Raw genomic sequence first — 23,726 nt, forward strand, 5'->3', positions numbered from 1 at the left:
TCAGAAATCGTCCAACAACGCCTACTTAAAGATCAACGCCTCAGGCACATCTACGTCCCACAAAACGCCAGGATCGTCCAGCGTCACCTTGACCACCCTCGACTGAGCGAACAAGGGCTTGGCCCCACGATCACCCGACAACCCCATCAACCCAGGGCCAAAGCTGCGTCCGAACCCAACTGGATGCCCACATTCGCCCTGGTACACCGGCACGCTGATGCAATCGTCCGCAATCCCAGCCGCCACCCGCTCGATACTCGACGGCAGAATGAACGGCATGTCCCCCAGCACAATCAGCCAGCCATCAAGCTGCGAACACGCGGCAACACCTGCCGCAATGGTGTCGCCCATGCCCGTGGACTCAATCAGCACGACTTCGTATCCATACGCCTGGGCCATGCGAATCACTTGCAGGCGATCCTCGGTAGTGACCAGTACGCGCCGCTCAAAGGACGACGGCAAACCAAACAGCACCTGCTCGATGACCGACCGCACACCACTGTCGCGACCGTTACAGTCGGCCAGTAACTTGTCCTTTTCGGCACCCGCCACCTGCCGAAACCGACTGCCCTGCCCCGCCGCCAGCACGACGATGCCAATGGCCTCACTCATTGGGCCACCGATAACGGCTTTTTCTGCTTCAGTTCAACGCCATTCTTGATCGCTACGATTTCCGCCAACAGCGACAACGCAATCTCCGCCGGGGTGTGGCTACCGATGTGCAGACCGATCGGACCATGCAGCCGGTCGATGGCCTGTTGCGACAAGCCCAATTGAGCCAGGTTGTCCCGACGCTTCAGGCTGTTGACCCGCGACCCCAGTGCCCCGACATAAAACGCCTTGGAGTCCAGCGCCGTGAGCAGCGCCATGTCATCCAAGCGTGGGTCGTGAGTCAAGGCGACGATGGCCGTGCGTTCGTCGGTTTGGATATTCAGCACCGCCTCGTCCGGCATGCCTGAAACGAAACGGCCATGCTGCTCTTCCCAGCCGTAAACGAACTCAGTACGCGGGTCGCAGATCAGCACTTCAAAATCCAGCAACCGGGCCATTTCAGCGACATAACGGGAAAGCTGCCCGGCGCCGATCAACAGCAAGCGCCAGCGTGGACCGTAAATGGCGCGCAACGTTTCGCCATCAAAACTCAGCGTGTCGGTCTTGTTTGATGGCTGCAAAACCACGTGACCGGTGGCAAGATCCAGCGACCTCGCGACGATTTCATGCGCCTCACAGCGCGCCAGCAACTCAGCCACCCACTCCGGATCGCCGACACGCTCCTCGGTCAGGCGCAACGTGCCACCACACGGCAGACCGAACCGCGCCGCCTCCTCACGAGTGACACCGTAAGTGATCAATTGCACGGGCGGCCCATCGACTGGAATACGCCCATCGTGCAGCCGCGCAATCAGATCATCCTCGACACAGCCACCCGATACAGAGCCAATCACCACGCCGTCTTCACGCAAGGCCAACATGGCACCCGGCGCCCGAGGCGCGGTCCCCCAGGTCTGAACCACGCTGTACAACACCACTCGCTGACCGGCACGGCGCCATTCAAGCACGCTGCGCAGGACGTTCAGATCGACGCTGTCCATCAGGCCTCCGCCTTCTGCCAACCCTGCAACTGATAGCGAACTGGCAGGCTGCGAATACGTTTGCCGGTGGCAGCGAAGATCGCGTTGCACAACGCTGGCGCAATCGGCGGCACACCCGGTTCACCGACACCGCCCAACGGCACAGTGCCCGGCGGCGTGACCAGATGCACAGCGACCTCTTTTGGTGCCAGAGACATGCGCGCCACTTCGTACATGTGGAAATTGTCCTGCTGGACTTTGCCATCCTTGAAGCTGATCTCTCCAAGTACCGCGTTACCGATCCCCATCACACAGGCGCCTTCGAACTGCGAGCGGATACGTTCGGGATTGATCTGCGGGCCGCAATCCACAGCGATATCAGCCTTGTGTACGATCAACGTGCCGTCGTCTTTGACTTCGACTTCGATCACCGCTGCCACATAGGTGACGAAGCTGTAATGCACCGCCAGCCCCAAGCCTCGCCCCTTGGGTAACTTGCGGCCCCACCCGGCAGCCTTGGCGGCGGTTTCCAGCACGGTGCGCATGCGAGCGGTATCGATCGGATAGCGCTCGGGAGACTCGCCGTAGTTCCACTCTTCACTCAAGGTGCGAGGATCAATCTGACGGTCCGGGCCGAGCAGTTTGATCTGATACTTGAGCGGATCCTGACCGGCCTTATGAGCCAACTCATCGACGAAGGTCTGAATGGCGAAACCATGAGGAATGTTCGACACCGAGCGATACCAGCCGACCCGGGTGTGGACCGTCGCTTGCGGATTTTCCAGGCGCACGTTGGGAATCGCGTAGGCCATGTTGGTGAAGCCCATACCCAGCTCAAACGCGGCTTCGTGGTTCATGCCCGGAGCAAACAACGCAGTGATACTCGGCGCAACGGTACGGTGCAACCAGCCGGACGGCATGCCGTCCTTGTTCAGGCTGGCCTTCAGATACTCGGCGGACACGGTGTGAAAATAAGAGCAGTGGATGTCGTCTTCACGGGTCCACTGCACGCGCACGGCCTTGCCGGGGAATTCTTTGGCAAGAATGGCCGCTTCGATGATGAAATCCGGCTTGGATTTACGCCCGAAACCGCCGCCCAGCAAAGTGACGTTGACGGTGACGTTATCGAACGGTAAACCGAGGCGCTCGCTGATTCGTTCGCGAGTAACTTGCGGAGCCTGGCTTGGCGCCCACGCTTCGCACACGCCGTCCTTGAAGCGAGCAATGGCAACCATCGGCTCCATCGGCGACTGAGCCAGATGCGGCAAATAGTATGACGCCTCGAGCGTGCTGCCAGCGCTGCTAAGGGCCTTGTCGATATCACCGGTGTTGCGCACCACTTTGCCTGGCTTGAGAGCGGCGGCTTCCAACTCTTTGCGGTAGGCAAGCGAATCGTAGCGGGCGTTAGCGCCGTCATCCCATTCGATGTTCAGCGCTTCGCGGCCCTTGATCGCGGCCCAAGTGTTGCTGGCCACTACGGCTACACCGCCCAGCGGTTGAAACTCCGAGGGCAGCGGACGGCTTTCGATCTGTAAGACCTTGATCACACCGGGGACTTTCATCGCCGCACTGTCATCAAAGGATTTGACCTTGCCGCCATAGACCGCTGGCCTGGCAATGGTGGCGTAGAGCATGCCGTCGAAATGGACATCGGCACCGAAGACTGCGCGTCCATTGACGATGTCGGCACCGTCGACCGCGCGCACACCTTCCTTGCCGATGTAGCGGAACTCTGACGGTTGCTTGAGCCGCAGACTTTCACGGGCCGGCACCGGCAGCGCGCCGGCAGCGGCGGCTAACGCGCCGTAACCCAGTTCACGACCAGTGGGCTGGTGAATGACCTTGTGCAGTTGCGCATGGCATTCGCCAAGCGGCACTTTCCATTGGTCAGCGGCAGCTTGTTCGAGCAGGGTTCGCGCGGCAGCACCGCAGCGGCGCATCGGTTCGTACCAATGGCGCATGCTGCGCGAGCCGTCGGTGTCTTGGTTGCCGAAGCGCACTTCATCACCCGGCGCCTGTTGCACTTTGACCAGCGCCCAATCGGCGTCCAGTTCATCGGCCACCACCATGCTCAGGCTGGTGCGTATGCCCTGGCCCATTTCAGAACGGTTGCACACCACGGTCACCGTGCCGTCGGCGGCGATGCTGATGTAAACCTTCGGATCGTCGATCCAGCCGTTGGGCATGCCATCGGCGCCGAATTTCTTGGGTTTGTCTTCGGCGAACACATCCTGCCAACCCCAACTTGCGGCGAGCACCAGCGCACCGGTGGCTCCGACGCCTTTGAGGAACCCGCGACGACCGGGATTACTCAAGTTGCTCAGGGCGAAATCATTCGGTAATTGGCTCATGCCTTGGCCTCCGTCAGGTGGGTGGAGGCTTGGCGGATTGCAGTCTTGATGCGGTTGTAGGTGCCACAACGGCAAATATTGCCGACCATCGCTTCTTCTATTTGCTCATCGCTGGGGTTGGGATTGATTTTGAGCAGTGCAGTGGCGGACATGATTTGCCCGCCCTGACAGAAACCACACTGTGCCACGGCGGTGTCGAGCCAAGCTTGCTGGACGATTTGACCCACCGGATCAGCGTGCAAGTTGTCGATGGTGTTGACGTTTTTACCGACCACCGAGCCGATGGGCGTGATGCAACTGCGTGCAGGCAAACCGTCGATATGGATGGTGCAGGCGCCACATAGGCCCATGCCGCATCCGAATTTAGTGCCGTTGTAACCTGCCACGTCGCGGATTGCCCAGAGCAGCGGCATGTCTGACGTGACGTCGAGTTGATGGTCTTGACCGTTGAGTTTCAGGGTAATCATGGGCACGCCCGCACAGGTATTTAGAGTAGGGGTCGAGCAATCTGCCACCGGAATTGGCGGAGGGTTAATGCAGATCGGCTCAGGCTAATGGGCTCTCTTACACAGACAACAACGTCTGTATCGGGCCTTCGATGGTGCAAATGTTTGCATCGTTAGGCAGCTAAGTTAACCCAGCATTAACAAAAAAGCCCTGCACAATTGAAGATGTGCAGGGCTTTTAAGTCAGCCTTAAGACTTAGCTTCAATAACGATTAGGCTCCATTTCCAGATCCACATTGAATCGTTGTGAAATGTCTTTCTGAATGCGCTGCGCCAGGTTCAGCAACTGTAGGCCCGTCGCGGCGCCGTAGTTGACCAATACCAGCGCCTGCAACGTATGAACGCCGGCGTCGCCGTCACGAAAACCTTTCCAACCGGCACGTTCGATCAGCCAACCGGCGGCCAGTTTCATTTGCCCGTCAGGTTGCGCGTAAGCCACCAGATCGGGGTATTGCACTTTGAGCTGCGCAACCCGCGCTGCAGACACCAAAGGGTTCTTGAAAAAGCTGCCGGCGTTGCCGAGCACCGACGGATCAGGCAGTTTTTCACGGCGAATACTGCAAATCGCCTGGCTGACATCACCGGGCGTCGGGTGGTCGATGCCTTGTTCGCTAAGACGCTGACGCACAGGGCCGTATTCCAGATGAAGGTGCGCGGTCCGATGGAGATTGAAACGTACCCGCAGAATCAACCAGCGCCCCGGCTCCTGTTTGAACAGGCTGTCGCGGTAGGAAAAATTGCATTCTTGTAAGGTGAAATCACGTAGCGCACCGCTCTGCCGATCCAGCGCAGTGAGGCCCGCGAACACATCTTTGATCTCCACGCCATAAGCCCCAATGTTCTGCATCGGCGCCGCACCGACCGTCCCGGGAATCAGGCTAAGATTTTCCAGGCCTGCCAAGCCTTGGGCCAGGGTGTGTTGCACAAACGGATGCCAAGACTCCCCCGCCTCAGCTTCAATCACGACATGGCTGCCGTCATCGCTCAACAGACGAATACCGCGTGTCGCCATCCGCAGCACCAGCGCCTGAATATCCGCGGTCAGCAGCAAGTTGCTGCCGCCGCCAATCACCAACAACGGCAACGCGTTCGTGACGGCATAAGCCAGCGCTTCGCGCACTTGCGCATCGCTGTGGGCTTCGGCAAACAGCTGCGCAAAAACGTCAACACCAAAACTGTTGAACGGTTTTAGGGAGACTCCCGGTTGTATGTGCAAACTCATAACCGTCCCTTCAACTCGATCACCAGCAGGTCACTGGCGCGTTCGATCAAATCCAGCACGTGCTCAAAACCCTGATCACCGTCGTGGTAAGGGTCCGGCACTTCATCGAGTTCCGACTCGTAGCGGCGCAGGAACAAGTCCAGCTCAGCCTTACCCTGAGCAGGCTGCAAACCCTTGAGGTGGCGCAGGTTGCTGTTATCCATCGCTAAAATCAGATCATAGGTCGCGAAATCGGCGCGACTCACTTGCTGGGCGCGCTGGGCGGACAGATCGTAACCGCGCCGCTTGGCCGCCGCTTGGCTACGCTTGTCCGGCGCATTGCCCACGTGCCAGTCACCCGTGCCGGCGGAAGCGACTTCGATTTGATCGGCCAGCCCCGCGTCACGCAGTTTCTGTCGCAGCACCCCTTCGGCCGTGGGCGAGCGACAAATATTACCCAGGCAGACGAACAGAACCCGCATCAGGCCTCCAGCAGGCGACGAACGCGCTCAAGGTCTTCGACGGTATCGACGCCGGTTGGAGGGGCGATCAGTGCGTCGGCAACGTGAATCCGCACGCCGTGCCACAGAGCACGCAACTGTTCCAGAGATTCGGTGTTTTCCAGCCAGCAAGGGCCCCAGCTGACGAAGTCATGCAAAAAACCGGCGCGGTAGGCATAGATGCCAATGTGGCGACGGTACGGCACGCCTTCCGGCAGCTGGTCGCGGTTCTTGGCGAACGCATCGCGGGCCCACGGCAACGTGGAACGGCTGAAGGTCAGCGCCAGACCATTGAGGTCGCTAACGACCTTGACCACGTTGGGATTGAACAAGGTTTCCACGTCCTCGATCGGCTCAGCCAGCGTGGCCATGCTTGCTTCGGTGTGGGCGGCCAGGTTGGCAGCGACTTGATCGATCACGCTCGGCGGGATCAGCGGCTCGTCGCCCTGGACGTTGACCACGATGGCGTCGGGCGCCAGACCAAGTTTTGCGGCCACCTCGGCCAAACGGTCGGTGCCGGAATTATGGTCTTCGCGGGTCAGCACCACTTCGGCGCCAAACCCCTTGCAGGCCTCGACGATGCGCGCATCGTCAGTGGCGACGACCACACGCTTAGCGCTACTTTTGCTGGCCTGTTCCCAGACGTGCTGAATCATCGGCTTACCCGCGATCAGTAGCAGTGGCTTGCCCGGCAGGCGGGTAGAGGCGTAACGCGATGGAATGACAACGGTAAAGGCTGTGGTCATTTATCCAGACGCTCGTCGGTGGTCAGGGTACGCGCTTCGGTTTCGAGCATCACCGGGATGCCATCGCGAATCGGGTAGGCCAGGCCGGCGCCCTTGCTGATCAGCTCCGTTTTGTCGGCGCTGAGCTTGAGCGGACCTTTGCAGACCGGGCAAGCGAGAATATCGAGCAATTTGGTGTCCATGAGCATTCCCTGGATAAAACTGAGTTAAGGCAAAAGACGAGCCGGCAACAGGCGCATCAACTGGGTATCGAACCAGGCCACAAAGGCCGGCGAAGGCACCGCATCAACCGCCAGGTACCACCAATCGGGGGCGGCGAAGGCACGGCACTTCACCGCGTCTTTTTCCGTCATGACCAACGGCAATGACGGTTTGAAATTCAAGGCCTGAACGCTGTATTCGGCGTGATCGGCAAACGCATGCGGGACCGGCTGCCAGTGTAGCGTCTGGAGGGTCGTGAAGAAACGCTGTGGGTTACCGATCCCGGCGACCGCGTGCAGCGCTTGTCCAACGGCAAAGTGGTCGAGGGGACGACGCTCGCCGCTTTGCAGATTGACCAATGCGGAGGGCTGCAGTGCAAAACAAAAACCGCCCTCATGGTCAGCACTCGCGCCGTTGAACAACACCGCATCCACGCTTTGCAGCCGTTCGAGCGGTTCACGCAAAGGCCCGGCGGGCAAGCAACGTTTGTTGCCCAGGCCACGAGCTGCGTCAATCAACACCAGCTCCAGGTCCCGCGCCAGCCGGTAATGCTGCAGGCCGTCATCGGACAGGATCAGGTCCAGCGGTTCGCTCGCCAGCAACGCTTTGACGGCACGGCTGCGCTCAGGATCGATCATCAAGGGCACGCCCGTCCGCTGAACGATCAGCAGTGGCTCATCGCCGACAACCCCGGCGCTCTGATCGACCTCGACCCGCCATGGCAGTTGCGGCGGTTTGGCGCCATAACCGCGGCTCACCACGCCAACCCGCAAGCCGCGGCGCTGGCAGTGCTGGATCATCCACAGAATCAACGGCGTCTTGCCAGTACCGCCTACGGTGATGTTGCCGACGACGATCAGCGGCACCGACGGTTGAAAGATCTCGCCTTCCCCCGCTAAAAAGCGATTGCGTTTGGCGGTGACAACACGCCGATACAACCACTCAAGCGGCCGCAGCAGTCTCAGGGCCGGATGACCGTCATACCAGGCGGCGAGCAATCGATCAGACATGGCCATCAGTGCGCCGGCGCCGCCTCGACAGTGGTCATGCGCAGGTGGCTGAACCCCAGCTTACCGGCGGCGTCCATCGCCGTGATCACTGCCTGGTGCTGAGTCTTGCCGTCAGCACTAATAGACAACGGCATATGAGTGTCTCCGTTGGACTCTTTCTGCAACGCATCCATCAAACTGGCGAGGTCGTTCTTCGGCAACAACTGGTTGTTAACCGAAAAGACCCCTTCAGCACTGATGGCGATGTCCAGTTGCTTGAGCTGCTGATCTTCATCTGGCGAGCCACTCACCGCCTCCGGCAGATCAACACGTAACTGGGTTTCACGAGTAAACGTGGTGGTAACCACGAAAAACAGCAGCAGGATGAACACCACGTCGATCAGCGACGCGAGGTTGATGTCCACATTCTCCCGTTGCTTGCGGCGGAATTTCACGCTTTGCCCTCGGCCAGGTCCACGTCACGGTCACCCTGCACCACCTCGACCAGTTTGATCGCTTCCTGCTCCATACCCACCACCAGCTCATCGATCCGGCGTTGCAGGAAACGGTGAAAAAACACCGACGGAATACCCACCATCAGGCCCGCAGCGGTGGTAATCAGCGCCTTGGAAATACCCCCCGCGAGCACCGCGGCATTGGTGGTCATGCCCGAGCCCATGAATGCACTGAAAATATCGATCATGCCCAGCACCGTCCCCAGCAAACCGAGCAACGGGGCCATGGCGGCAATAGTGCCCAAGGCGTTGATATAGCGCTCAAGTTCGTGAATCACGCGGGCAGCGGCCTCTTCGATGCACTCCTTCATAATCTCGCGACCATGTTTGGAGTTGGCCAGGCCCGCAGCCAGGATCTCGCCCAACGGGGAGTTGGCGCGCAGTTCCTTGAGCTTTTCCTTATTAAGTTGTTTGTCCTTGATCCAGACCCACACTTGCCCGAGCAAGTGCGCCGGGGTCACGCGACTGGCGCGCAGGGTCCACAGACGTTCGGCGACGATCGCCATGGCCGCGATGGAACTCAGAATGATCGGCAGCATCATCCAGCCGCCGGATTTGACCAATTCCCACACAGTGACAGTCCCCTCGAAAAAGTGCGCCACTCTAACATAGGGGGGTGGCGCACCGAAGACCGTGATGTGGTATCCCGTCCGCCTGTAATAACTCCTGGTTATTTGTTTTGCGCAGGAGTATCGCGCCAGAAACGTCGTTGTTGACGCAGGGTCCGGGGCGGTTTGAACGTCCCCAATTGCAGTTGGATGGCGCCCTGCTCGACGCTGTCGTAGATGCGCATGCCTCGCTTGCGATAGCGCGCCATAACCATCGGATGGGGATGCCCGAAGGCATTTCCATGACCTCGGGAAATCAGCACTGCTTTGGGCTGGAGCCCGTTCAGCAGCGCGGCGGATGATGAACTGCGACTGCCGTGGTGCGGCGCCTGCAACCAGTCGGTGCTGACTGCCAGCGGACTGTCCAGCAGCGCGCGTTCGGCGCTGGTATCGATGTCGCCGGTCAATAACAATCGCTCACCCTTGGCATCGATCTGTAGCACACAGGATTTCTGATTACTTTCGGTGGCTGAAGACCATTGCCAAAGTTCAAACCTCACCCCATCCCAGGTCCACTGCTCACCACTCTCGCAAGCCTTGGCGTGTAACTCGATGGGCAACGCCAGGGGATCACCGCTGAGCACTCGCTTCACCGGCAGCCCCTTGGCGACCGCCCGCGCGCCGCCAGCGTGATCGGCATCGGCGTGACTGACTAACATCAGATCGATTGATTGCACTCCCAGCTTGCGCAAAGACGGCAACACGACACGCTCACCCAGATCAAAATCACCAAAACGCGGGCCGGTGTCATACAGCAGCGTGTGATGCCGTGTGCGCACCAGAATCGCTAGCCCCTGGCCAACGTCCATCTGCCATACCTCGGCCAATCCATCCGGTAACGGTTCCCTGGGCGGGAACACCAGTAGCAATAACATCGGCCAACCCAGTGGGCGCAACGGCGTACCACTGGGGAGCAATAGAAGAAAGGCCCCCAGCGCACCCAGCCCCCACACCCCAATAGGAATCGCCACAGGCATCCACGCAGGCAATTGACCGGCCATTAACGCGAGGCCTTTGAACAGAACATCGATCAGCCCCCCGGCCAACCACAGCAATCCTTCCCCGACATAAGGTATGGGTAGCAGCAACGTCCCCAACAAAGCGGGCGGCAGTACCGTAAGACTGATCCAGGGCACCGCCAGCAGATTAGCCAACGGACCGCTGAGGCTGACCGGAAGCCCCAGCACCATTAACAGCGGAAACAAGCCGAGGGCCATCAGCCATTGCGCGCGGGTCCAGGTTTGCCACCAGCGCCAGGGCCCCAGCCGACCGCTGAAGGTAAAAATCAGCAGGGCCACCGCCGCGAAGGACAACCAGAAACCCGGCAGCAGGCTCGCCAACGGATCCAGCAGCAACACGCCATTGAGCGCCAGCAACAACGGCCACCAGGCGCCCAGGTGCCGAAACCGCAAACGCCACAACAGCAACAGGCCGATCATCACGCAGGCTCGTCGTACCGGGGTCTCGAAACCGGCCAACAGGCCGTAACCGAGCGCCGCCGAAAATGCCAGACCACAGGCCCACGGGAGCCAGGGCAAACGCTTCGGCCATAGGCCGTAACGAGCCAGCCCGGCAATTAGCACGTAAACCATCCCGGCCAGCAAACCGATGTGCTGTCCGGAAATAACCAGCAGATGCACCGTCCCGGTGTCTTGCAGCACCTGCCAGTCCTCGCGACTTAGCCCCGCACCGTCCCCGAGCACCAACGCGGCCAGTGCGCCTGTTCGCCCCTGAGCATCGACGCTGAGCAAACGCTGCCGGACGCTGTCGCGCCAGGCCCATTGGGCTTGACTCAAACGCTGGCCATCCTTGACCGTCCCGGTAGCACCGACGCGTTGCGCCAGCAGCCAGGCGTCATAATCGAAGGCATGGGGGTTGAGCAGTCCCGCCGGACGCTTCAACTTCACCGCCAACCGCCAACGTTCGCCACTGTTGACCGGCGGCCCGCCATACCACGCCAGACGCATCAACGACGGCAACGCGCCATGGCGTGACCGAGCGTCGGCCAGTTCGAAACGCACCACCGCGTCATTGTTCTGCGGCAACCCGATGACTCGCCCCTCAACCCAACGAGTCTCGCCATCGAGGTCTGCGTGCAAACGATCATTCACCGCCCACTGCGCACTCGCACACGCCCAACTGAAGCCGAACAAAAAAAACGCTAACGGATAAGTCCTGAATGGCAGCAGCATCAAACCCACTACGGGCATCAATAGCCACAAACCTGTCGGCGGCAATGCCGGTAAAAAACACAACGCCAAAAGCCCCAGCCCCAGCGCGACCATCCCTGTGCGCATAAGTCCGTCCTTGAGAGTCCCCTCCTAGGCATAGCCTTCTCTGCGTACAGGTGTCGTTATTAATTGTCACAAAGTCTGAATGGGTGGTTTATAGAATCCAGACATACTTGCCGCCTGAACCGACCGAGAAGCCTTATGCCCCGGCGCCTATTCAAACGTTACATGCCAGACCCGACCAGCATCAGGGAACACAAATCCTTACGCTTTCTCGGAACCCTGCTGCATGACCCTAACCTCTGGCACCTCAATCGTCATTCTGTCGCCCGTGCCATGGCGGTGGGTCTGTTCGCGGCGTTTCTACCCATTCCGTTGCAGATGCTGGTCGCGGCTTTCCTCGCCATTATGGTTCGAGGCAACCTGCCCATCGCCGTGAGTCTGGTCTGGCTGACCAACCCGATCACCATGCCGGCGGTGTTCTTTTGCACGTATCAGGCAGGGGCCTGGCTAATGGACGTGCCCACCCGGCAACTGCCAGAAACGCTGACCTGGGAGTGGATCAGTGGCGAACTTTCGACGCTGTGGCAACCGTTTCTGCTGGGGTCGGTGGTGACGGGGCTGGTACTGGGCGCCCTCGCCTACTGCGTGGTGATGATGTATTGGCGCTGGTGGGTGGCCCGGCAGTGGAAGCGGCGCAAAAAAAAACGGCTGTAGAAACGCAAAACGGCCTCCCTTTTGGGGAGGCCGTTTTTATACGGTGCCTGGAGCTGACGCCGTCTCGATCAGGTACGCATCCCGCGCCCACTCACCAGCAGCCGTGCGCATCCAACGTACAACACCACCGTCGCCACTAGCATGAACGTAATAGCGACGCTGATTTTGATGTCCGAAACGCCAAGAATGCCGTAGCGGAAGGCATTGACCATGTGCAGCACTGGGTTGGCCAGCGATACGGTCTGCCAGAACGGCGGCAGCAAGGTGATCGAATAGAACACCCCGCCGAGGTACGTCAGCGGTGTCAGCACAAACGTGGGGATGATCGAGATGTCATCGAAGTTACGCGCAAACACGGCGTTGATGAAGCCCAGCAGCGAGAAGATCGTCGCCGTCAGTACAACCACCAGAATGGTCACGCCCAGATGATGCACCTGCAAATCGGTGAAGAACAGCGACAGCAGAGTGACAATGACACCGACCATCAGCCCGCGAAGCACACCGCCCAGGGTGTAGCCAATCAAAATCGTATGCGGCGACACCGGCGAGACCATCAACTCCTCGATGGAGCGCTGGAACTTGCTGCCGAAGAAACTCGACACCACGTTGCCGTATGAGTTGGTGATCACCGACATCATGATCAGCCCCGGCACGATGTACTCCATGTACGTGAAGCCACCCATGCCACCAATCTGCTTACCGATCAGGTTGCCGAAGATCACGAAGTACAAAACCATGGTGATCGCTGGCGGCAGCAGGGTCTGCGGCCAGATCCGGGTAAAGCGCCGGACCTCGCGGTAAACGATGGTATTGAGGGCAACGAGGTTGGGTTGCAGTTCGGAACTCATACCGCCACCTTCGACAGATTTTTCTCCACCAGAGACACGAACAACTCCTCGAGGCGATTAGTTTTGTTACGCAGACTCAATACTTCGATCTGCTGCTGCGCCAACTGGGTGAACAGCGCCGTGATCCCCATGGCCTTGTCCACCTGAACTTCCAGCGTGTGGCTATCAAGCAAACGGGTCGGATAACCGAGCAGTTGCGGCGCGACGCTCAGATCGTTTTTGATATCGAGCAGGAAAGTTTCCACATGCAGTTGGCTAAGCAACTGCTTCATGCTGGTGTTCTCGACGATCGTGCCATGGTCGATGATGCCGATGTTGCGGCACAACTGCTCAGCCTCTTCCAGGTAATGGGTAGTGAGGATAATCGTGATGCCTTTCTGGTTGAGCTCGGTAAGAAAGGTCCACATCGAACGACGCAGTTCGATGTCTACTCCAGCGGTGGGTTCGTCAAGGATTAGCAGACGAGGCTCGTGAACCAGCGCGCGCGCGATCATCAGGCGACGTTTCATACCGCCGGACAGCGAACGAGACGGTACATCGCGCTTATCCCACAGACCGAGCTGGGTCAGGTACTGCTCGGCGCGTTCCTTAGCGATTTTTGCCGGGATGCCGTAGTAACCGGCCTGCGTCACGACAATGTCGAAAGTCTTTTCAAACTGGTTGAAATTAAATTCCTGAGGCACCACACCGATGCAGCGTTTGAGCGCTGCCGGGTTCTTGTCCAGGTCGTGGCCAAAGATATTAACCGTGCCGCTGGTCTTGTTAACCAGCGTGGAAAGAATGCCGATGGTGGTGGATTTGCCGGCACCGTTGGGGCCGAGCAAGGCGAAAAAATCACCTTCGGCAACATCCAGATCGATACCACTCAATGCCTGGAAACCGTTGCCGTAAGTTTTGGTTAGCTGCCGGATGGACAGAGCGGAACTCATATCGGATTTACGCACCAAGAAGGGAGGAAAAGAATAAGTAAGGGCGGGCGGCGGACAATACAACCACGGCGCAAGAGTGCGATGGTGCTTGTCGCCGCCACACAAGTACAGTCAAGTGTGTCGATAGTGAGTATTAAGTCAACGCGGTCATGACTGCTTTCTGATACGCAGGACGCTGTTTCAGGCGGGCATACCAAGCCTCGATATGAGGTTGCGGCGCTCGTTCGATCGGCATTTCGAACCAGGCATAAATGAAGCAGCCCAAGGGAATGTCACCCATGCCGATATCGTCGCCCGACAGGTACGACTTGGAAGCGAGTGCCTGATCGACCATCGACAGCAAGCCGTCACACTCCTTGATAGCCGCATTGATGGCTGTCCAGTCCTGTTGCTCCTTCGGGGTGCGTAACACGCCCCAAAATACGTTGCGAAACGGGCCGGCAAAACTTGAAGAAGTCCAATCCATCCATTTGTCGGCAGCAGCCCGTGCCTGCAAGTCAATTGGATACCAGGCCGTTGCGTTGGCATGACGAGCCATCAGATAACGCACGATGGCATTCGACTCCCACAACACAAAACCGTCATCCTCGATCACGGGAACGCGACCATTGGGGTTCATCGCTCGGTACTGCGGTGTGTCGACGACACCGAAGGCACCGCCGGCATCAATGGCCTCATACGCAAGGCCCAGCTCCTCGGCGGCCCACAAAGGTTTTCTGACATTCGACGAATTTTTCCGACCCCAGATCTTCAGCATGACCGCCTCTATTTGGATAAATGCGCAGGCAGCATACGCCGGATCAGGCGCGACTCAAATCGCTCTGCATATCACCCAACAAGGTCGGCAGTTGCTCACCGAACAGATGCGGATAGCACTTTTGCAAGTGCTCAAAAAAGAACACCTCAGGCACATCGGTGAAATGACCGTGGTCCACCAGATACTCCATCAACTGTTCTCCGTCGCGGTTGAACGGGTGAAAAACGCTGTCGTTCAGCCCATCGAACTCCAAGGGCGCGACGTTGAATAACTCACAGAGCTTTTGATTGAACGCCGGCGTGGCTTTGACCCATCGCTCATTCAGATACAACTCGGTATAGCCGTGCATGGCAAACACGTCACTTTTGAGCAATTCGAGCAAGCGCGGGGTCGACAGGTGATTGCGCACATCCGCCAGGCCAATGCGTGCAGGGATACCGCAATGCCGCGCGCAGGCAGCTAGTAGCGTGGCTTTGGGCACGCAATAGCTCTCGCCCTTTTCCAGCGCGTAACTTGCGCACAAGGTTTCGGAATCGCGACTGAAAGTGTAAGGGTTGTAACGCACGGCCTCGCGCACGGCGTAATAGAGATTTATCGCTTGCTCAAGCGGATCATGACCTACGCCGCGATGTTTTTCGGCGAACTCCACCACAGCCGGATGGTCACTATTGATGAAGCGGCCGGGTCTAAGATACTCGCGCATGAGGATAGTCTCCTGGAGAAGCTTCGAGTCTAGCGACAGCTTTAGCACAGAGATAACGACGTTTCGGCCAAACATCGGCGCTTTACAGCTTGCTCAACGAACGATTTCCGAGACCTGTTGCCAACAGGTCTTACAAAACCCATCCAAGGTTTCCCACGATTTCAATCACATTGCTCTGACCACCCAGTTTCGCGGATGCCGTCTAAGCTCTGAAAGTTGGTTTTGCCCTGGTTTCACGGAGGATTAAATATGCTGTTGTTGTGGATACTGGTTCTGGTCATCGGAATCGCCTGGTTGGCCCACCGCCGCACCGCACCGCTACCAGCCTTGGGCATTGTTGCCGTTTATGTTGTGGCAATGGGCGCCTTCAGCCATGCACCAGGCTGGCTGCTACTGATTTTTTGGGTATTGATCGCTGCAGTCGCAACCCCTCTACTGCTGCCCGACCTGCGCCGTAAGTTTTTCAGCGCGCCACTGTTCAGTTGGTTTCAGAAGACCCTGCCACCGATGTCGCAAACCGAGCGCGATGCCATCGATGCCGGCACGGTGTGGTGGGACGGCGAGCTGTTCAGCGGGCGGCCGGACTGGAACAAACTGCTGTCCTACCCAAAAGTGCAACTGAGCGACGAGGAACAGGCTTTTATTGACGGCCCGACCGAAGAACTCTGCGCCATGGTCAGCGACTGGCAGATTGGCCAAGCCATGGACCTGCCGCCGGAAGCATGGACGCACATCAAGGAGCATGGTTTCTTCGCCCTGATCATTCCCAAGGAATTTGGCGGAAAGGGCTTTTCAGCCTATGCCCACTCCCAGGTGGCAATGAAACTGGCGACCCGCAGTGGCGATCTCGCGTCCACCGTAATGGTCCCCAACTCCCTCGGCCCAGCCGAACTGCTGCTGCATTACGGCACCGATGAACAGCGTAACCACTACCTGCCTCGACTGGCCCGAGGCGACGATATTCCGTGCTTTGCATTGACCGGCCCGCTGGCTGGCTCCGATGCAGGGGCAATGCCGGATACCGGAGTCATCTGCAAAGGCGAATGGGACGGTAAGGAAACCCTCGGCCTGCGCCTGAACTGGGAAAAACGCTATATCACGCTTGGCCCGGTGGCCACGCTGCTAGGCCTTGCGTTCAAGGCCTACGACCCGGAACACCTGCTGGGCGACAAGGAAGACTTGGGCATCAGCCTGGCGCTCATCCCGACCGATACCGTCGGGGTTGAAATAGGTCGCCGTCACATGCCGTTGGGCGCAGCCTTCATGAACGGTCCGAACTCCGGCAAGGACGTGTTCATCCCGTTGGAGTTCTTGATTGGCGGCCAGGAGATGCTCGGCAAGGGTTGGATGATGCTGATGAACTGCCTGTCGGTGGGCCGGTCGATTTCGCTGCCCGCTGTCGGCACTGGTGCGGCCAAGTTCACCAGCCTGGTCACCGGCCAGTACGCCCAAGTACGCGAACAGTTCAACGTCCCGCTGTCGGCATTCGAAGGTATCCAGGAAGCGATGGCGCGCATCGGTGGCAACGCCTGGATGATGGACGCCGCGCGTATGCTGACGGCCAATGCCGTGGATCTGGGCGAAAAACCATCGGTGCTGTCGGCGATTCTCAAATATCACCTCACCGAACGCGGCCGCGAGTGCATCAGCCACGCCATGGACGTCCACGGCGGCAAGGCGATTATCATGGGGCCGAACAACTACCTGGGGCGCAGTTGGCAAGGCGCACCCATCTTCATCACCGTGGAAGGCGCAAACATTCTTTCACGCAACTTGATGATCTTTGGTCAAGGCGCTATTCGCTGCCATCCGTTCGTGCTTAAGGAGATGGCCCTCGCCGGCCGTGAAGACAAGGAACAGGCGCTCGCCGAGTTCGATGGGCTACTGCTCAAACATATCGGTTTTGCGGTGAGCAACGCCGCCAGCACCCTGGTCCTGAATCTCGGCCTGGGGCACTTCGAACAGGCGCCGGGTAACAAGCTCAGCCAAGGCTACTTCCGTGCCCTCAACCGTCAGGCCGCCGCCTTTGCGATGCTTGCGGACCTGAGCATGATGCTGCTGGGCGGCGAACTGAAACGCCGCGAACGTCTGTCCGCGCGCTTGGGCGATGTACTGAGCAACATGTACCTGGCCTCGGCAGCGCTCAAGCGTTACCACGACCTGGACTCTGCGGAACACATGGCGCCGCTATTTACATGGGCCATGGAAGAAAGCCTGGGTCAGGCTGAACGAGCGCTGGATGAACTGCTGACTAACTTCCCGAGCAAGGTACTGGGTTGCCTGCTGCGAGTGATCGTGTTTCCGTTCGGCCGCCGCCACAAAGGACCTTCGGACAAACTCGGTGCCGAAGTGGCGGCAGTTATCGGCCGTACAAAAGGCGATCCGACCCTCGAAGAACTACTCGCCGGTTGCTATCGTCCGCAATCAAGCGAGGATGCCGTTGGTGCGTTGCAACATGCCTGCGACTTGCTGACGGCGGCGCAACCGTTGCAGAAAAAACTGCATTTGGCGCTCAAAAGCGGCCAGGTCAACCCGGCTGCCGGAGAACACGCTATCGATGCAGCACTGGAGGCGGGCGTGCTGCAATCGGCAGAAGCGCAGACCCTGCGTGAAGCCGAAGCCGCGCGACGCAAGGTCATTGATGTCGACGATTTCGCCAAAGAGGAACTGGCGCGGGCTGAAGGCAAGGTCCGCTGATCCATCAACCATGTGTGCTGCACCATGTAAAAAAGGCGTAGGGGCTTTATACTCTTGCGCCCGTTTTGCTCTTGAGGACTTATCTCGTGTCCAACGTCGTTGCCGATCATCTCGTCCTGCTCGATCACTTGCGCAGCATCCTGGTCGCCGTAGGTGAGGCCGAACAGGTTCCCGAAGAAAGCCATGCCTTGTTCCTGGAGCGTTTTGACGAACTGCGTGCCTTGCTGCCGGTTGACCCGATCGAAAGCCAGTACCTGGGCCAGGATATTCTGTGCCAGGTCATCACTCGTTACCCGCAAATTGCCCATTTGGTCCCACGTGATCTGCTGTGGTACTTCGCCGGTGACTGCCTGCATTACATGCCAGATGATGAAATCGATCTTTACCAGGCGCTGGAAGAGCGTCGTTTCGAGGCAGAGCAAAACGAAGAACCTTTCGATTGGAACCAAGAAAAACAGCTCCTGGCAATGTCGAACCAGGACAGCAAGCACTGATCCACGACCAGTCACTCAAAAGGCCCTTATGGATATCCATAAAGGCCTTTTTTTGCAATTACAGAACGCACTGACGCCTTGCTAAAGCGTCCGTCAAAGCAACCCTTCACTCTCCGGCAGCTCATATTCGGCCGCAACTTTGCCCGCGCTATTCAACTTCCCTGGTTTGCTCAGGGTCGGCTCTTTCTCCAGGCAATCAACCAGATAATCGATGAACACCCGAAGTTTTGGCGGCAGATAACGGGTCGGCGAATGCAACAACCAGGCGCCGCCATGATAAGAGGCCAGAAAGGTCCATTCCGGTAAAACCTGCACAATCAGCCCCTGCTCTAACGCATACCTCGCCGTGAAATACGGCAGGCTGCCGATCCCGATATGCTGCAACACAGCTCCCAATCGCACGCCCGTGTGATTGGCGGCATAACGCCCGCGCACACCGACAGTCACGGCCTTGGAACCTTTCTTGAATTTCCAGCGGGCATCGCTCGGGGTTTCGCCCAGGTAGATGCAACTGTGATTGAGCAAATCGTGAGGGTGACTCGGGGTGCCATGTTCGGCCAGGTATTGCGGTGTTGCACAGAGTAAATGATCGATGGTCAGAAGTTGTCGACCGACCAGCCCCGCAGGAGGTCGGTCGGTAATACGGATCGCCAGATCGACGTGGTCATCGATCAAATCCACCTGGCGATCCTCAAGCAGTAATTCCACATCGACCTTGGGGTAGCGGCGCAGAAACTCCGGCATATGCGGATGAATTACAAATCGCCCGACGGCCTTGGGCACACTGACTCGCACCAACCCTTCTGCCTCATGGGTGAACTGGCCGCTGATCTCCATGACCGACTTGGCCGCACTCACCATCTCCTGGCAGCGCTTGAACACCTCTTCACCGCCGTCACTCAAGCGCAGCTTGCGCGTGGTGCGTTGCAGCAACCGGGTGGCCAGAGCCTTCTCCAGGCGCGAGATGCTTCGGCTGACCGCCGAGGGTGATGCTCCCAACTGTCGAGCCGCCTCGGAGAAACTGCCGGTCTCGACAACCTTGACGAAAATCGCCATTTCCCCCAGCAGCGGCAACGGTAGATTTATGCTCACAGCGCAACAGTCCTTTGATGTTTGAACGGATTATCACGCAATTCCATGCTTCATATAATAAAAATAGAAACTTTAATAAGGGTATGGAATATGACGCTTCGCCTCTTTTTCCATAGTGATGACCTCAAAGCCAATGTGGAAGTCCTGGATTGCACCCCCCACGAGCATGAGTTCGCGGTCATTCTGCGCGCTACATTGTTTCATCCCCAAGGCGGTGGACAGCCCTGTGACACTGGCTGGATCGGCGAAAGCCAAGTGCTGCGAGTAGTTCAGGATACGGACCAGATCATCCACTACGTTAGCCACCCCGTAAAACTCGGCATGACCCAAATCCGCATTGATGAACAGCGCCGTCAGTTCAATACCCGCATGCACTCGGCTGGCCACCTGATCGGCCACTTCGTTCAGGCCTTGGGCTGGACGCCGATCAAGGCTCATCACTGGCCGGAAGAAGGTCGCGTGCAGTTCCAACCGGGCGATTCGGCACAGGCCGTGGAGCTTCAGCCCCTGCAACAAGGCATCGAAAAATGGATTAGCCATGACTTGCCGCGCCTGACGTCGTTGCGCGAAGGCGCCCGAGAAATTGGTTTCGGTGAATTGCCCGCCTACGGCTGCGGCGGCACACATGTACGTAGCCTGAAGGATTTGGGCTCGATCACGATCGCGTCCCTTTCGCAGAAAAAAGGGACGCTATCAGTCCACTACAGCGTGGACTGAAGGATTTTGGGCGATGTCGACCCTGGCATCGCCTGACGCCGGGGAACCCGGCATTCGCAGCTCCGTTGACTATCCGATAGATGGACCTAAGACATGATGCTTGACGTCGAGCGTCTCGATGAGACGTGCATAAAAAAACTGGCCAACGAAGAAGTGCTCGCCATTCGCGTCAAAGGCTTTTTGCCGCAGCCTCTGGCGATCAAGATTGGCGACAAGATTCTGGCCCCTGGCTTCGAAGGCTATATCAACGCACCGAGTATCGGCCGCATCGGCATGGCGTTTTATGAAGCGGAAAACCAACCGCTGCTGATCGAAGATTATTTCGAGCGCGCTACCAGCAATATCGAAGAACTGCGCAGCCGATGTGCGCCTTATTCATCACCTGTCGATACCTTGCGTTGCATGTTCGATGAGTCTTGGCCGGCGGGCGCTCATCTGGAGAATCTCTACGGCCGCAAGATGTATGTCGGGCTGTCCAGAGTGGTAAAACCCGGGGTGTGCTTCCTCGCTCACCACGATATTTTCGCCAAAGACGCCCCGGACAGCGTTCAGGCCAAGAGCCTGGAGGCGCAGTTTGCCTGCAACGTTTACCTGAACATGCCCTCCGAGGGCGGGGCATTGCAGATGTGGGACCACGATATTTCACCCGACCAGTTTGATGAAATGCGTGGCGACAGCTACGGCATCGAACCGACCTTGCTCGGACCTCCGACCTTGGAGGTGCGCCCTGAGCCAGGTGATTTCATCATGTTCAATTCGCGCTGTATGCACTCGGTAACCCCGGGCGTGGCGGATCCCCGACTGAGCCTTTCGTTCTTTGTCGGCTATCGCGGCAATGCCTCCCCCCTGACCTTTTGGAGTTGAAATGCTTTCGAATTATCTAGGCGAATTCCTTGCGCTAGCGACGATCCACTTTCTCGCCGTCGTCGCGCCTGGGCCTGATTTTGCAGTGACAATTCGCCAGAGCGTGCGCTTTGGACGGGTGGTGGGGATCTGCACGGCGCTGGGTATTGGCGCAGGAATTTCGGTACACGTGCTCTACACGTTGCTGGGCGTCGGCGCACTGATGCACACCACTCCCTGGCTTTTGACAGTGGCCAAAGTGGTAGGTGGCGCCTACATTCTGTACCTCGGCGTCAGCCTGTTGCGCAGCAAACCCAAGACCGAACTGGTAGGCGACAAATGCGCTGACGAGCAGGTCGTGGAGCAAACCCTGTTGAAGGCGTTCACCACAGGCTTCCTGACCAACGCGACCAACCCGAAAGCCACACTGTTCTTCCTGGCGATCTTCACTACCATCATCAGTACAACCACCCCACTGAAGATTCAGGCGCTTTATGGCATCTGGATGTGCTTCGTCAACGCGTTGTGGTTTGTGATCGTCGCGCTATTCTTTTCCAGCGCCCGGATACGGCTACTGTTCATGCGCATGGGGCACTGGTTCGAACGAACCATGGGGGTGATTTTGATACTGTTTGCCGGACGTCTGATTCTGTCGATGTAAAACATGTACCGCTGCTAGAGGCCCGCTCAGTCTGACTGACGGGCCTTTTTTGATACCAGACGAAATCGAGCGCACACAAAAACGCCGCTCATTGAGCGGCGTTTTTGTTAAATATGGAGCGGGAAACGAGACTCGAACTCGCGACCCCGACCTTGGCAAGGTCGTGCTCTACCAACTGAGCTATTCCCGCAAATGGCGTCCCCTAGGGGACTCGAACCCCTGTTACCGCCGTGAAAGGGCGGTGTCCTAGGCCACTAGACGAAGGGGACACGCTAACTGAAACGCATGGTATGCGCTTCAGTGCCCAAATCCGTATCCGAAGATATCGGTTCTGGTTTCACTCAGCGCCGCCGTAAAGCAACACTGTTTAAAATTGGAGCGGGAAACGAGACTCGAACTCGCGACCCCGACCTTGGCAAGGTCGTGCTCTACCAACTGAGCTATTCCCGCATATGGCGTCCCCTAGGGGACTCGAACCCCTGTTACCGCCGTGAAAGGGCGGTGTCCTAGGCCACTAGACGAAGGGGACACACGTACAACATTCACTTCTTACCGCGTTTCGCTGTGTGCTTTACGCTGTAAGTGGCGCGCATTCTATGGATGGATTGAGAGGTCGTCAACCCCCAGATATAAATTTATTTAAATCAATGACTTCGCCCCGCTTTTGACAGCGAATCCGGCTTTTCCGTCGTCCAGCGTTTGACGCCTATATTCTGGCACCCGCCAAGGCGCTATAGTCCACCCACGTTGCAGATGATGGCAATCTGCTCTCTGGGCATTGTTGCTTATATAAGCAGTGATGCTGCCGATACAGGCAGAGCGAGAACAGATTCAACTCGTCGAGCGACCCTATGCGCCCCAGTCGCAAGCCACTAAACTGGCACGCGAATCCTATAAAGAGGTCTTACCGGTGACACCACTCATGATCACCCTGCTAGTCGTAGCCGGGATCGCACTATTGATCGCCATTGGCTACATGAACCATGTGGTGGAAAACAGCAAGCTGGATAAGGCACGCACCCAGATTGAACTCAACGACCGCCTGCGTCGCTGCGGCGAAATCACTGAGACCTTCCCGGGCCAGTTGATGACACCAGCGCTCAAGCTGCTGTTGACTCGCCTGGAGCTGAACGTCTGCCAACGCCTGCTGAACCTGGAAAAATCCAACGCCAACCTCAAGGTCCGGATTACCGAACTGAATGCGCTGATTGGCCAAGGCGAATCGATCCCGGTGAATAACCCCCCAGCACCGATCCAGACAGAAGCCAAGGCTAAGGACGTGCGCTTTCTGCTTGAAGCGCTACACGGCCAGATCACCCGCGCCGCCCAAGACGGATTTTTGCCGACCAACGAAGCCAAGCGCTGGATCCGCGAAGTGCGCCATATCCTGGTGCTGCTGCACATCGAGTTTTTCAACAATCTAGGCCAGCATTCCCTGCAACAGAACCAGCCCGGCCAGGCCCGACTGGCGTTCGAGCGCGGCGTGCAGTACTTGCGTAAACAGCAGGAGCCGCAAGTCTACGCTGAGCAACTGCAATACCTGGAAAAACTCCTGGCTCGCGCCAACGCACAGGTCATGGACAAAATCGCCCCAGCGGAAGGCGAGATAAACCAATTGACTGAAGGTCTGAAAGACGACGAGTCTGATGCAGACTGGAAGAAGAAAGTGATCTACGACTGATTGGAAGAGTCAGAAAAGCCACCGAACCAGGTGGCTTTTTTTTGCTTTTATTTTGATCAACGTGCAGACCATACGCCGAACGTCTTGAAGATCCTGCCTGGGAAAGAGCTCACCGCCGATAGGAACTCACCGCCGATTAGACCGAGTTCGTGAGCACGCACTCCCCCA

24 protein-coding genes and 4 tRNA genes are annotated in these 23,726 nt (G+C 58.1%); 7 read left to right on the forward strand and 21 right to left on the reverse strand.

Annotation, left to right across the window (positions count from 1 at the left end):
• Positions 1–21: 21 nt before the first annotated feature.
• The 12 genes from RHM68_RS17915 to RHM68_RS17970 all read right to left on the reverse strand — a co-directional run bounded on the left by RHM68_RS17915 (position 22) and on the right by RHM68_RS17970 (position 11,485).
• Positions 22–612 (reverse strand): nucleotidyltransferase family protein, encoded by a 591-nt coding sequence (locus RHM68_RS17915; RefSeq protein ID WP_322217311.1) that lies wholly within the window; start codon positions 610–612, stop codon positions 22–24.
• Positions 609–1,592 (reverse strand): XdhC family protein, encoded by a 984-nt coding sequence (locus RHM68_RS17920; protein WP_322217314.1) that lies wholly within the window; start codon positions 1,590–1,592, stop codon positions 609–611. Before RHM68_RS17920 ends, RHM68_RS17915 begins: the two co-directional genes overlap by 4 nt.
• A complete protein-coding gene (locus RHM68_RS17925; RefSeq protein WP_322217317.1) occupies positions 1,592–3,922 on the reverse strand; it encodes a xanthine dehydrogenase family protein molybdopterin-binding subunit in 2,331 nt (776 codons plus the stop codon). The genes RHM68_RS17920 and RHM68_RS17925 overlap by 1 nt, the downstream gene beginning before the upstream one ends.
• Entirely contained in the window at positions 3,919–4,389 is a 471-nt protein-coding gene (locus RHM68_RS17930; protein ID WP_322217319.1) for a (2Fe-2S)-binding protein, read from the reverse strand. The genes RHM68_RS17925 and RHM68_RS17930 overlap by 4 nt, the downstream gene beginning before the upstream one ends.
• A 241-nt stretch (positions 4,390–4,630) precedes the next feature.
• Positions 4,631–5,650 (reverse strand): UDP-N-acetylmuramate dehydrogenase, encoded by a 1,020-nt coding sequence (murB, locus tag RHM68_RS17935; RefSeq protein ID WP_322217320.1) that lies wholly within the window; start codon positions 5,648–5,650, stop codon positions 4,631–4,633.
• The gene (locus tag RHM68_RS17940) at positions 5,647–6,111 is read right to left on the reverse strand and encodes a low molecular weight protein-tyrosine-phosphatase (protein WP_322217323.1); all 465 of its coding nucleotides are present in this window, start codon (positions 6,109–6,111) and stop codon (positions 5,647–5,649) included. The genes murB and RHM68_RS17940 overlap by 4 nt, the downstream gene beginning before the upstream one ends.
• Positions 6,111–6,875 carry a 3-deoxy-manno-octulosonate cytidylyltransferase gene (gene kdsB, locus RHM68_RS17945; protein ID WP_322217327.1) on the reverse strand — a complete coding sequence of 255 codons (765 nt, stop codon included), beginning with the start codon at positions 6,873–6,875 and terminating at the stop codon, positions 6,111–6,113. The genes RHM68_RS17940 and kdsB overlap by 1 nt, the downstream gene beginning before the upstream one ends.
• Complete coding sequence (locus RHM68_RS17950) at positions 6,872–7,057, reverse strand: Trm112 family protein (RefSeq protein ID WP_007945752.1); 186 nt, start codon at positions 7,055–7,057, stop codon at positions 6,872–6,874. The genes kdsB and RHM68_RS17950 overlap by 4 nt, the downstream gene beginning before the upstream one ends.
• A gap of 24 nt (positions 7,058–7,081) precedes the next feature.
• A complete protein-coding gene (gene lpxK, locus RHM68_RS17955) occupies positions 7,082–8,092 on the reverse strand; it encodes a tetraacyldisaccharide 4'-kinase (RefSeq protein ID WP_322217336.1) in 1,011 nt (336 codons plus the stop codon).
• A complete protein-coding gene (locus RHM68_RS17960; RefSeq protein ID WP_322217339.1) occupies positions 8,092–8,520 on the reverse strand; it encodes a biopolymer transporter ExbD in 429 nt (142 codons plus the stop codon). Before RHM68_RS17960 ends, lpxK begins: the two co-directional genes overlap by 1 nt.
• Positions 8,517–9,152 (reverse strand): MotA/TolQ/ExbB proton channel family protein, encoded by a 636-nt coding sequence (locus RHM68_RS17965; RefSeq protein ID WP_322217342.1) that lies wholly within the window; start codon positions 9,150–9,152, stop codon positions 8,517–8,519. Before RHM68_RS17965 ends, RHM68_RS17960 begins: the two co-directional genes overlap by 4 nt.
• A 98-nt stretch (positions 9,153–9,250) precedes the next feature.
• A complete protein-coding gene (locus RHM68_RS17970; RefSeq protein WP_322217343.1) occupies positions 9,251–11,485 on the reverse strand; it encodes a ComEC/Rec2 family competence protein in 2,235 nt (744 codons plus the stop codon).
• 135 nt (positions 11,486–11,620) lie between these two features.
• Between RHM68_RS17970 and RHM68_RS17975 the strand changes: the two genes are divergently transcribed.
• Positions 11,621–12,136 (forward strand): DUF2062 domain-containing protein, encoded by a 516-nt coding sequence (locus RHM68_RS17975; RefSeq protein WP_322217346.1) that lies wholly within the window; start codon positions 11,621–11,623, stop codon positions 12,134–12,136.
• 68 nt (positions 12,137–12,204) lie between these two features.
• Here the strand turns inward: RHM68_RS17975 and RHM68_RS17980 are convergent, their stop codons facing one another.
• The 4 genes from RHM68_RS17980 to RHM68_RS17995 form a co-directional block, all read right to left on the reverse strand.
• Positions 12,205–12,984, reverse strand: coding sequence for an ABC transporter permease (locus RHM68_RS17980; RefSeq protein ID WP_322217348.1), 780 nt, complete (start codon positions 12,982–12,984; stop codon positions 12,205–12,207).
• The gene (locus RHM68_RS17985; RefSeq protein ID WP_322217351.1) at positions 12,981–13,913 is read right to left on the reverse strand and encodes an ABC transporter ATP-binding protein; all 933 of its coding nucleotides are present in this window, start codon (positions 13,911–13,913) and stop codon (positions 12,981–12,983) included. Before RHM68_RS17985 ends, RHM68_RS17980 begins: the two co-directional genes overlap by 4 nt.
• 133 nt (positions 13,914–14,046) lie before the next feature.
• The gene (locus RHM68_RS17990; protein ID WP_322217353.1) at positions 14,047–14,670 is read right to left on the reverse strand and encodes a glutathione S-transferase; all 624 of its coding nucleotides are present in this window, start codon (positions 14,668–14,670) and stop codon (positions 14,047–14,049) included.
• A 43-nt stretch (positions 14,671–14,713) separates the two neighbouring features.
• The gene (locus tag RHM68_RS17995; RefSeq protein ID WP_322217355.1) at positions 14,714–15,373 is read right to left on the reverse strand and encodes a transglutaminase family protein; all 660 of its coding nucleotides are present in this window, start codon (positions 15,371–15,373) and stop codon (positions 14,714–14,716) included.
• 249 nt (positions 15,374–15,622) lie between these two features.
• On the opposite strand from RHM68_RS17995, the gene RHM68_RS18000 reads away from it, so the two are divergent.
• Both RHM68_RS18000 and RHM68_RS18005 read left to right on the forward strand, forming a co-directional pair.
• On the forward strand, positions 15,623–18,070 hold the full coding sequence (locus RHM68_RS18000) for an acyl-CoA dehydrogenase (RefSeq protein ID WP_322217358.1): 2,448 nt from the start codon (positions 15,623–15,625) through the stop codon (positions 18,068–18,070).
• Positions 18,071–18,156: 86 nt separating this feature from the next.
• Entirely contained in the window at positions 18,157–18,564 is a 408-nt protein-coding gene (locus RHM68_RS18005; RefSeq protein ID WP_322217361.1) for a PA2817 family protein, read from the forward strand.
• A 93-nt stretch (positions 18,565–18,657) separates the two neighbouring features.
• Here the strand turns inward: RHM68_RS18005 and RHM68_RS18010 are convergent, their stop codons facing one another.
• A complete protein-coding gene (locus tag RHM68_RS18010; protein WP_322217364.1) occupies positions 18,658–19,656 on the reverse strand; it encodes a LysR family transcriptional regulator in 999 nt (332 codons plus the stop codon).
• Positions 19,657–19,746: 90 nt separating this feature from the next.
• Between RHM68_RS18010 and RHM68_RS18015 the strand changes: the two genes are divergently transcribed.
• From RHM68_RS18015 to RHM68_RS18025, 3 genes are all read left to right on the forward strand, one after another.
• A complete protein-coding gene (locus RHM68_RS18015) occupies positions 19,747–20,373 on the forward strand; it encodes an alanyl-tRNA editing protein (RefSeq protein ID WP_322217366.1) in 627 nt (208 codons plus the stop codon).
• Positions 20,374–20,466: 93 nt separating this feature from the next.
• Positions 20,467–21,237, forward strand: a complete 771-nt coding sequence (locus tag RHM68_RS18020; protein ID WP_322217369.1) for a 2OG-Fe(II) oxygenase — start codon at positions 20,467–20,469, stop codon at positions 21,235–21,237.
• Between the two features lies 1 nt (position 21,238).
• Positions 21,239–21,877, forward strand: coding sequence for a LysE family translocator (locus tag RHM68_RS18025; RefSeq protein ID WP_322217372.1), 639 nt, complete (start codon positions 21,239–21,241; stop codon positions 21,875–21,877).
• Between the two features lie 114 nt (positions 21,878–21,991).
• Here RHM68_RS18025 and RHM68_RS18030 read toward each other — a convergent pair.
• From RHM68_RS18030 to RHM68_RS18045, 4 genes are all read right to left on the reverse strand, one after another.
• Positions 21,992–22,067: transfer RNA gene (locus RHM68_RS18030), tRNA-Gly, on the reverse strand.
• A 3-nt stretch (positions 22,068–22,070) separates the two neighbouring features.
• Positions 22,071–22,146: transfer RNA gene (locus RHM68_RS18035), tRNA-Glu, on the reverse strand.
• A 105-nt stretch (positions 22,147–22,251) separates the two neighbouring features.
• A tRNA-Gly gene (locus RHM68_RS18040) sits at positions 22,252–22,327 on the reverse strand.
• A gap of 3 nt (positions 22,328–22,330) precedes the next feature.
• Positions 22,331–22,406, reverse strand: a tRNA-Glu gene (locus tag RHM68_RS18045).
• Positions 22,407–22,799: 393 nt separating this feature from the next.
• Between RHM68_RS18045 and RHM68_RS18050 the strand changes: the two genes are divergently transcribed.
• Positions 22,800–23,558 (forward strand): hypothetical protein, encoded by a 759-nt coding sequence (locus RHM68_RS18050; protein ID WP_322217375.1) that lies wholly within the window; start codon positions 22,800–22,802, stop codon positions 23,556–23,558.
• Positions 23,559–23,726 lie beyond the last annotated feature (168 nt).

It is taken from the genome of Pseudomonas sp. DC1.2 (genome assembly GCF_034351645.1).
Classification (GTDB): domain Bacteria; phylum Pseudomonadota; class Gammaproteobacteria; order Pseudomonadales; family Pseudomonadaceae; genus Aquipseudomonas.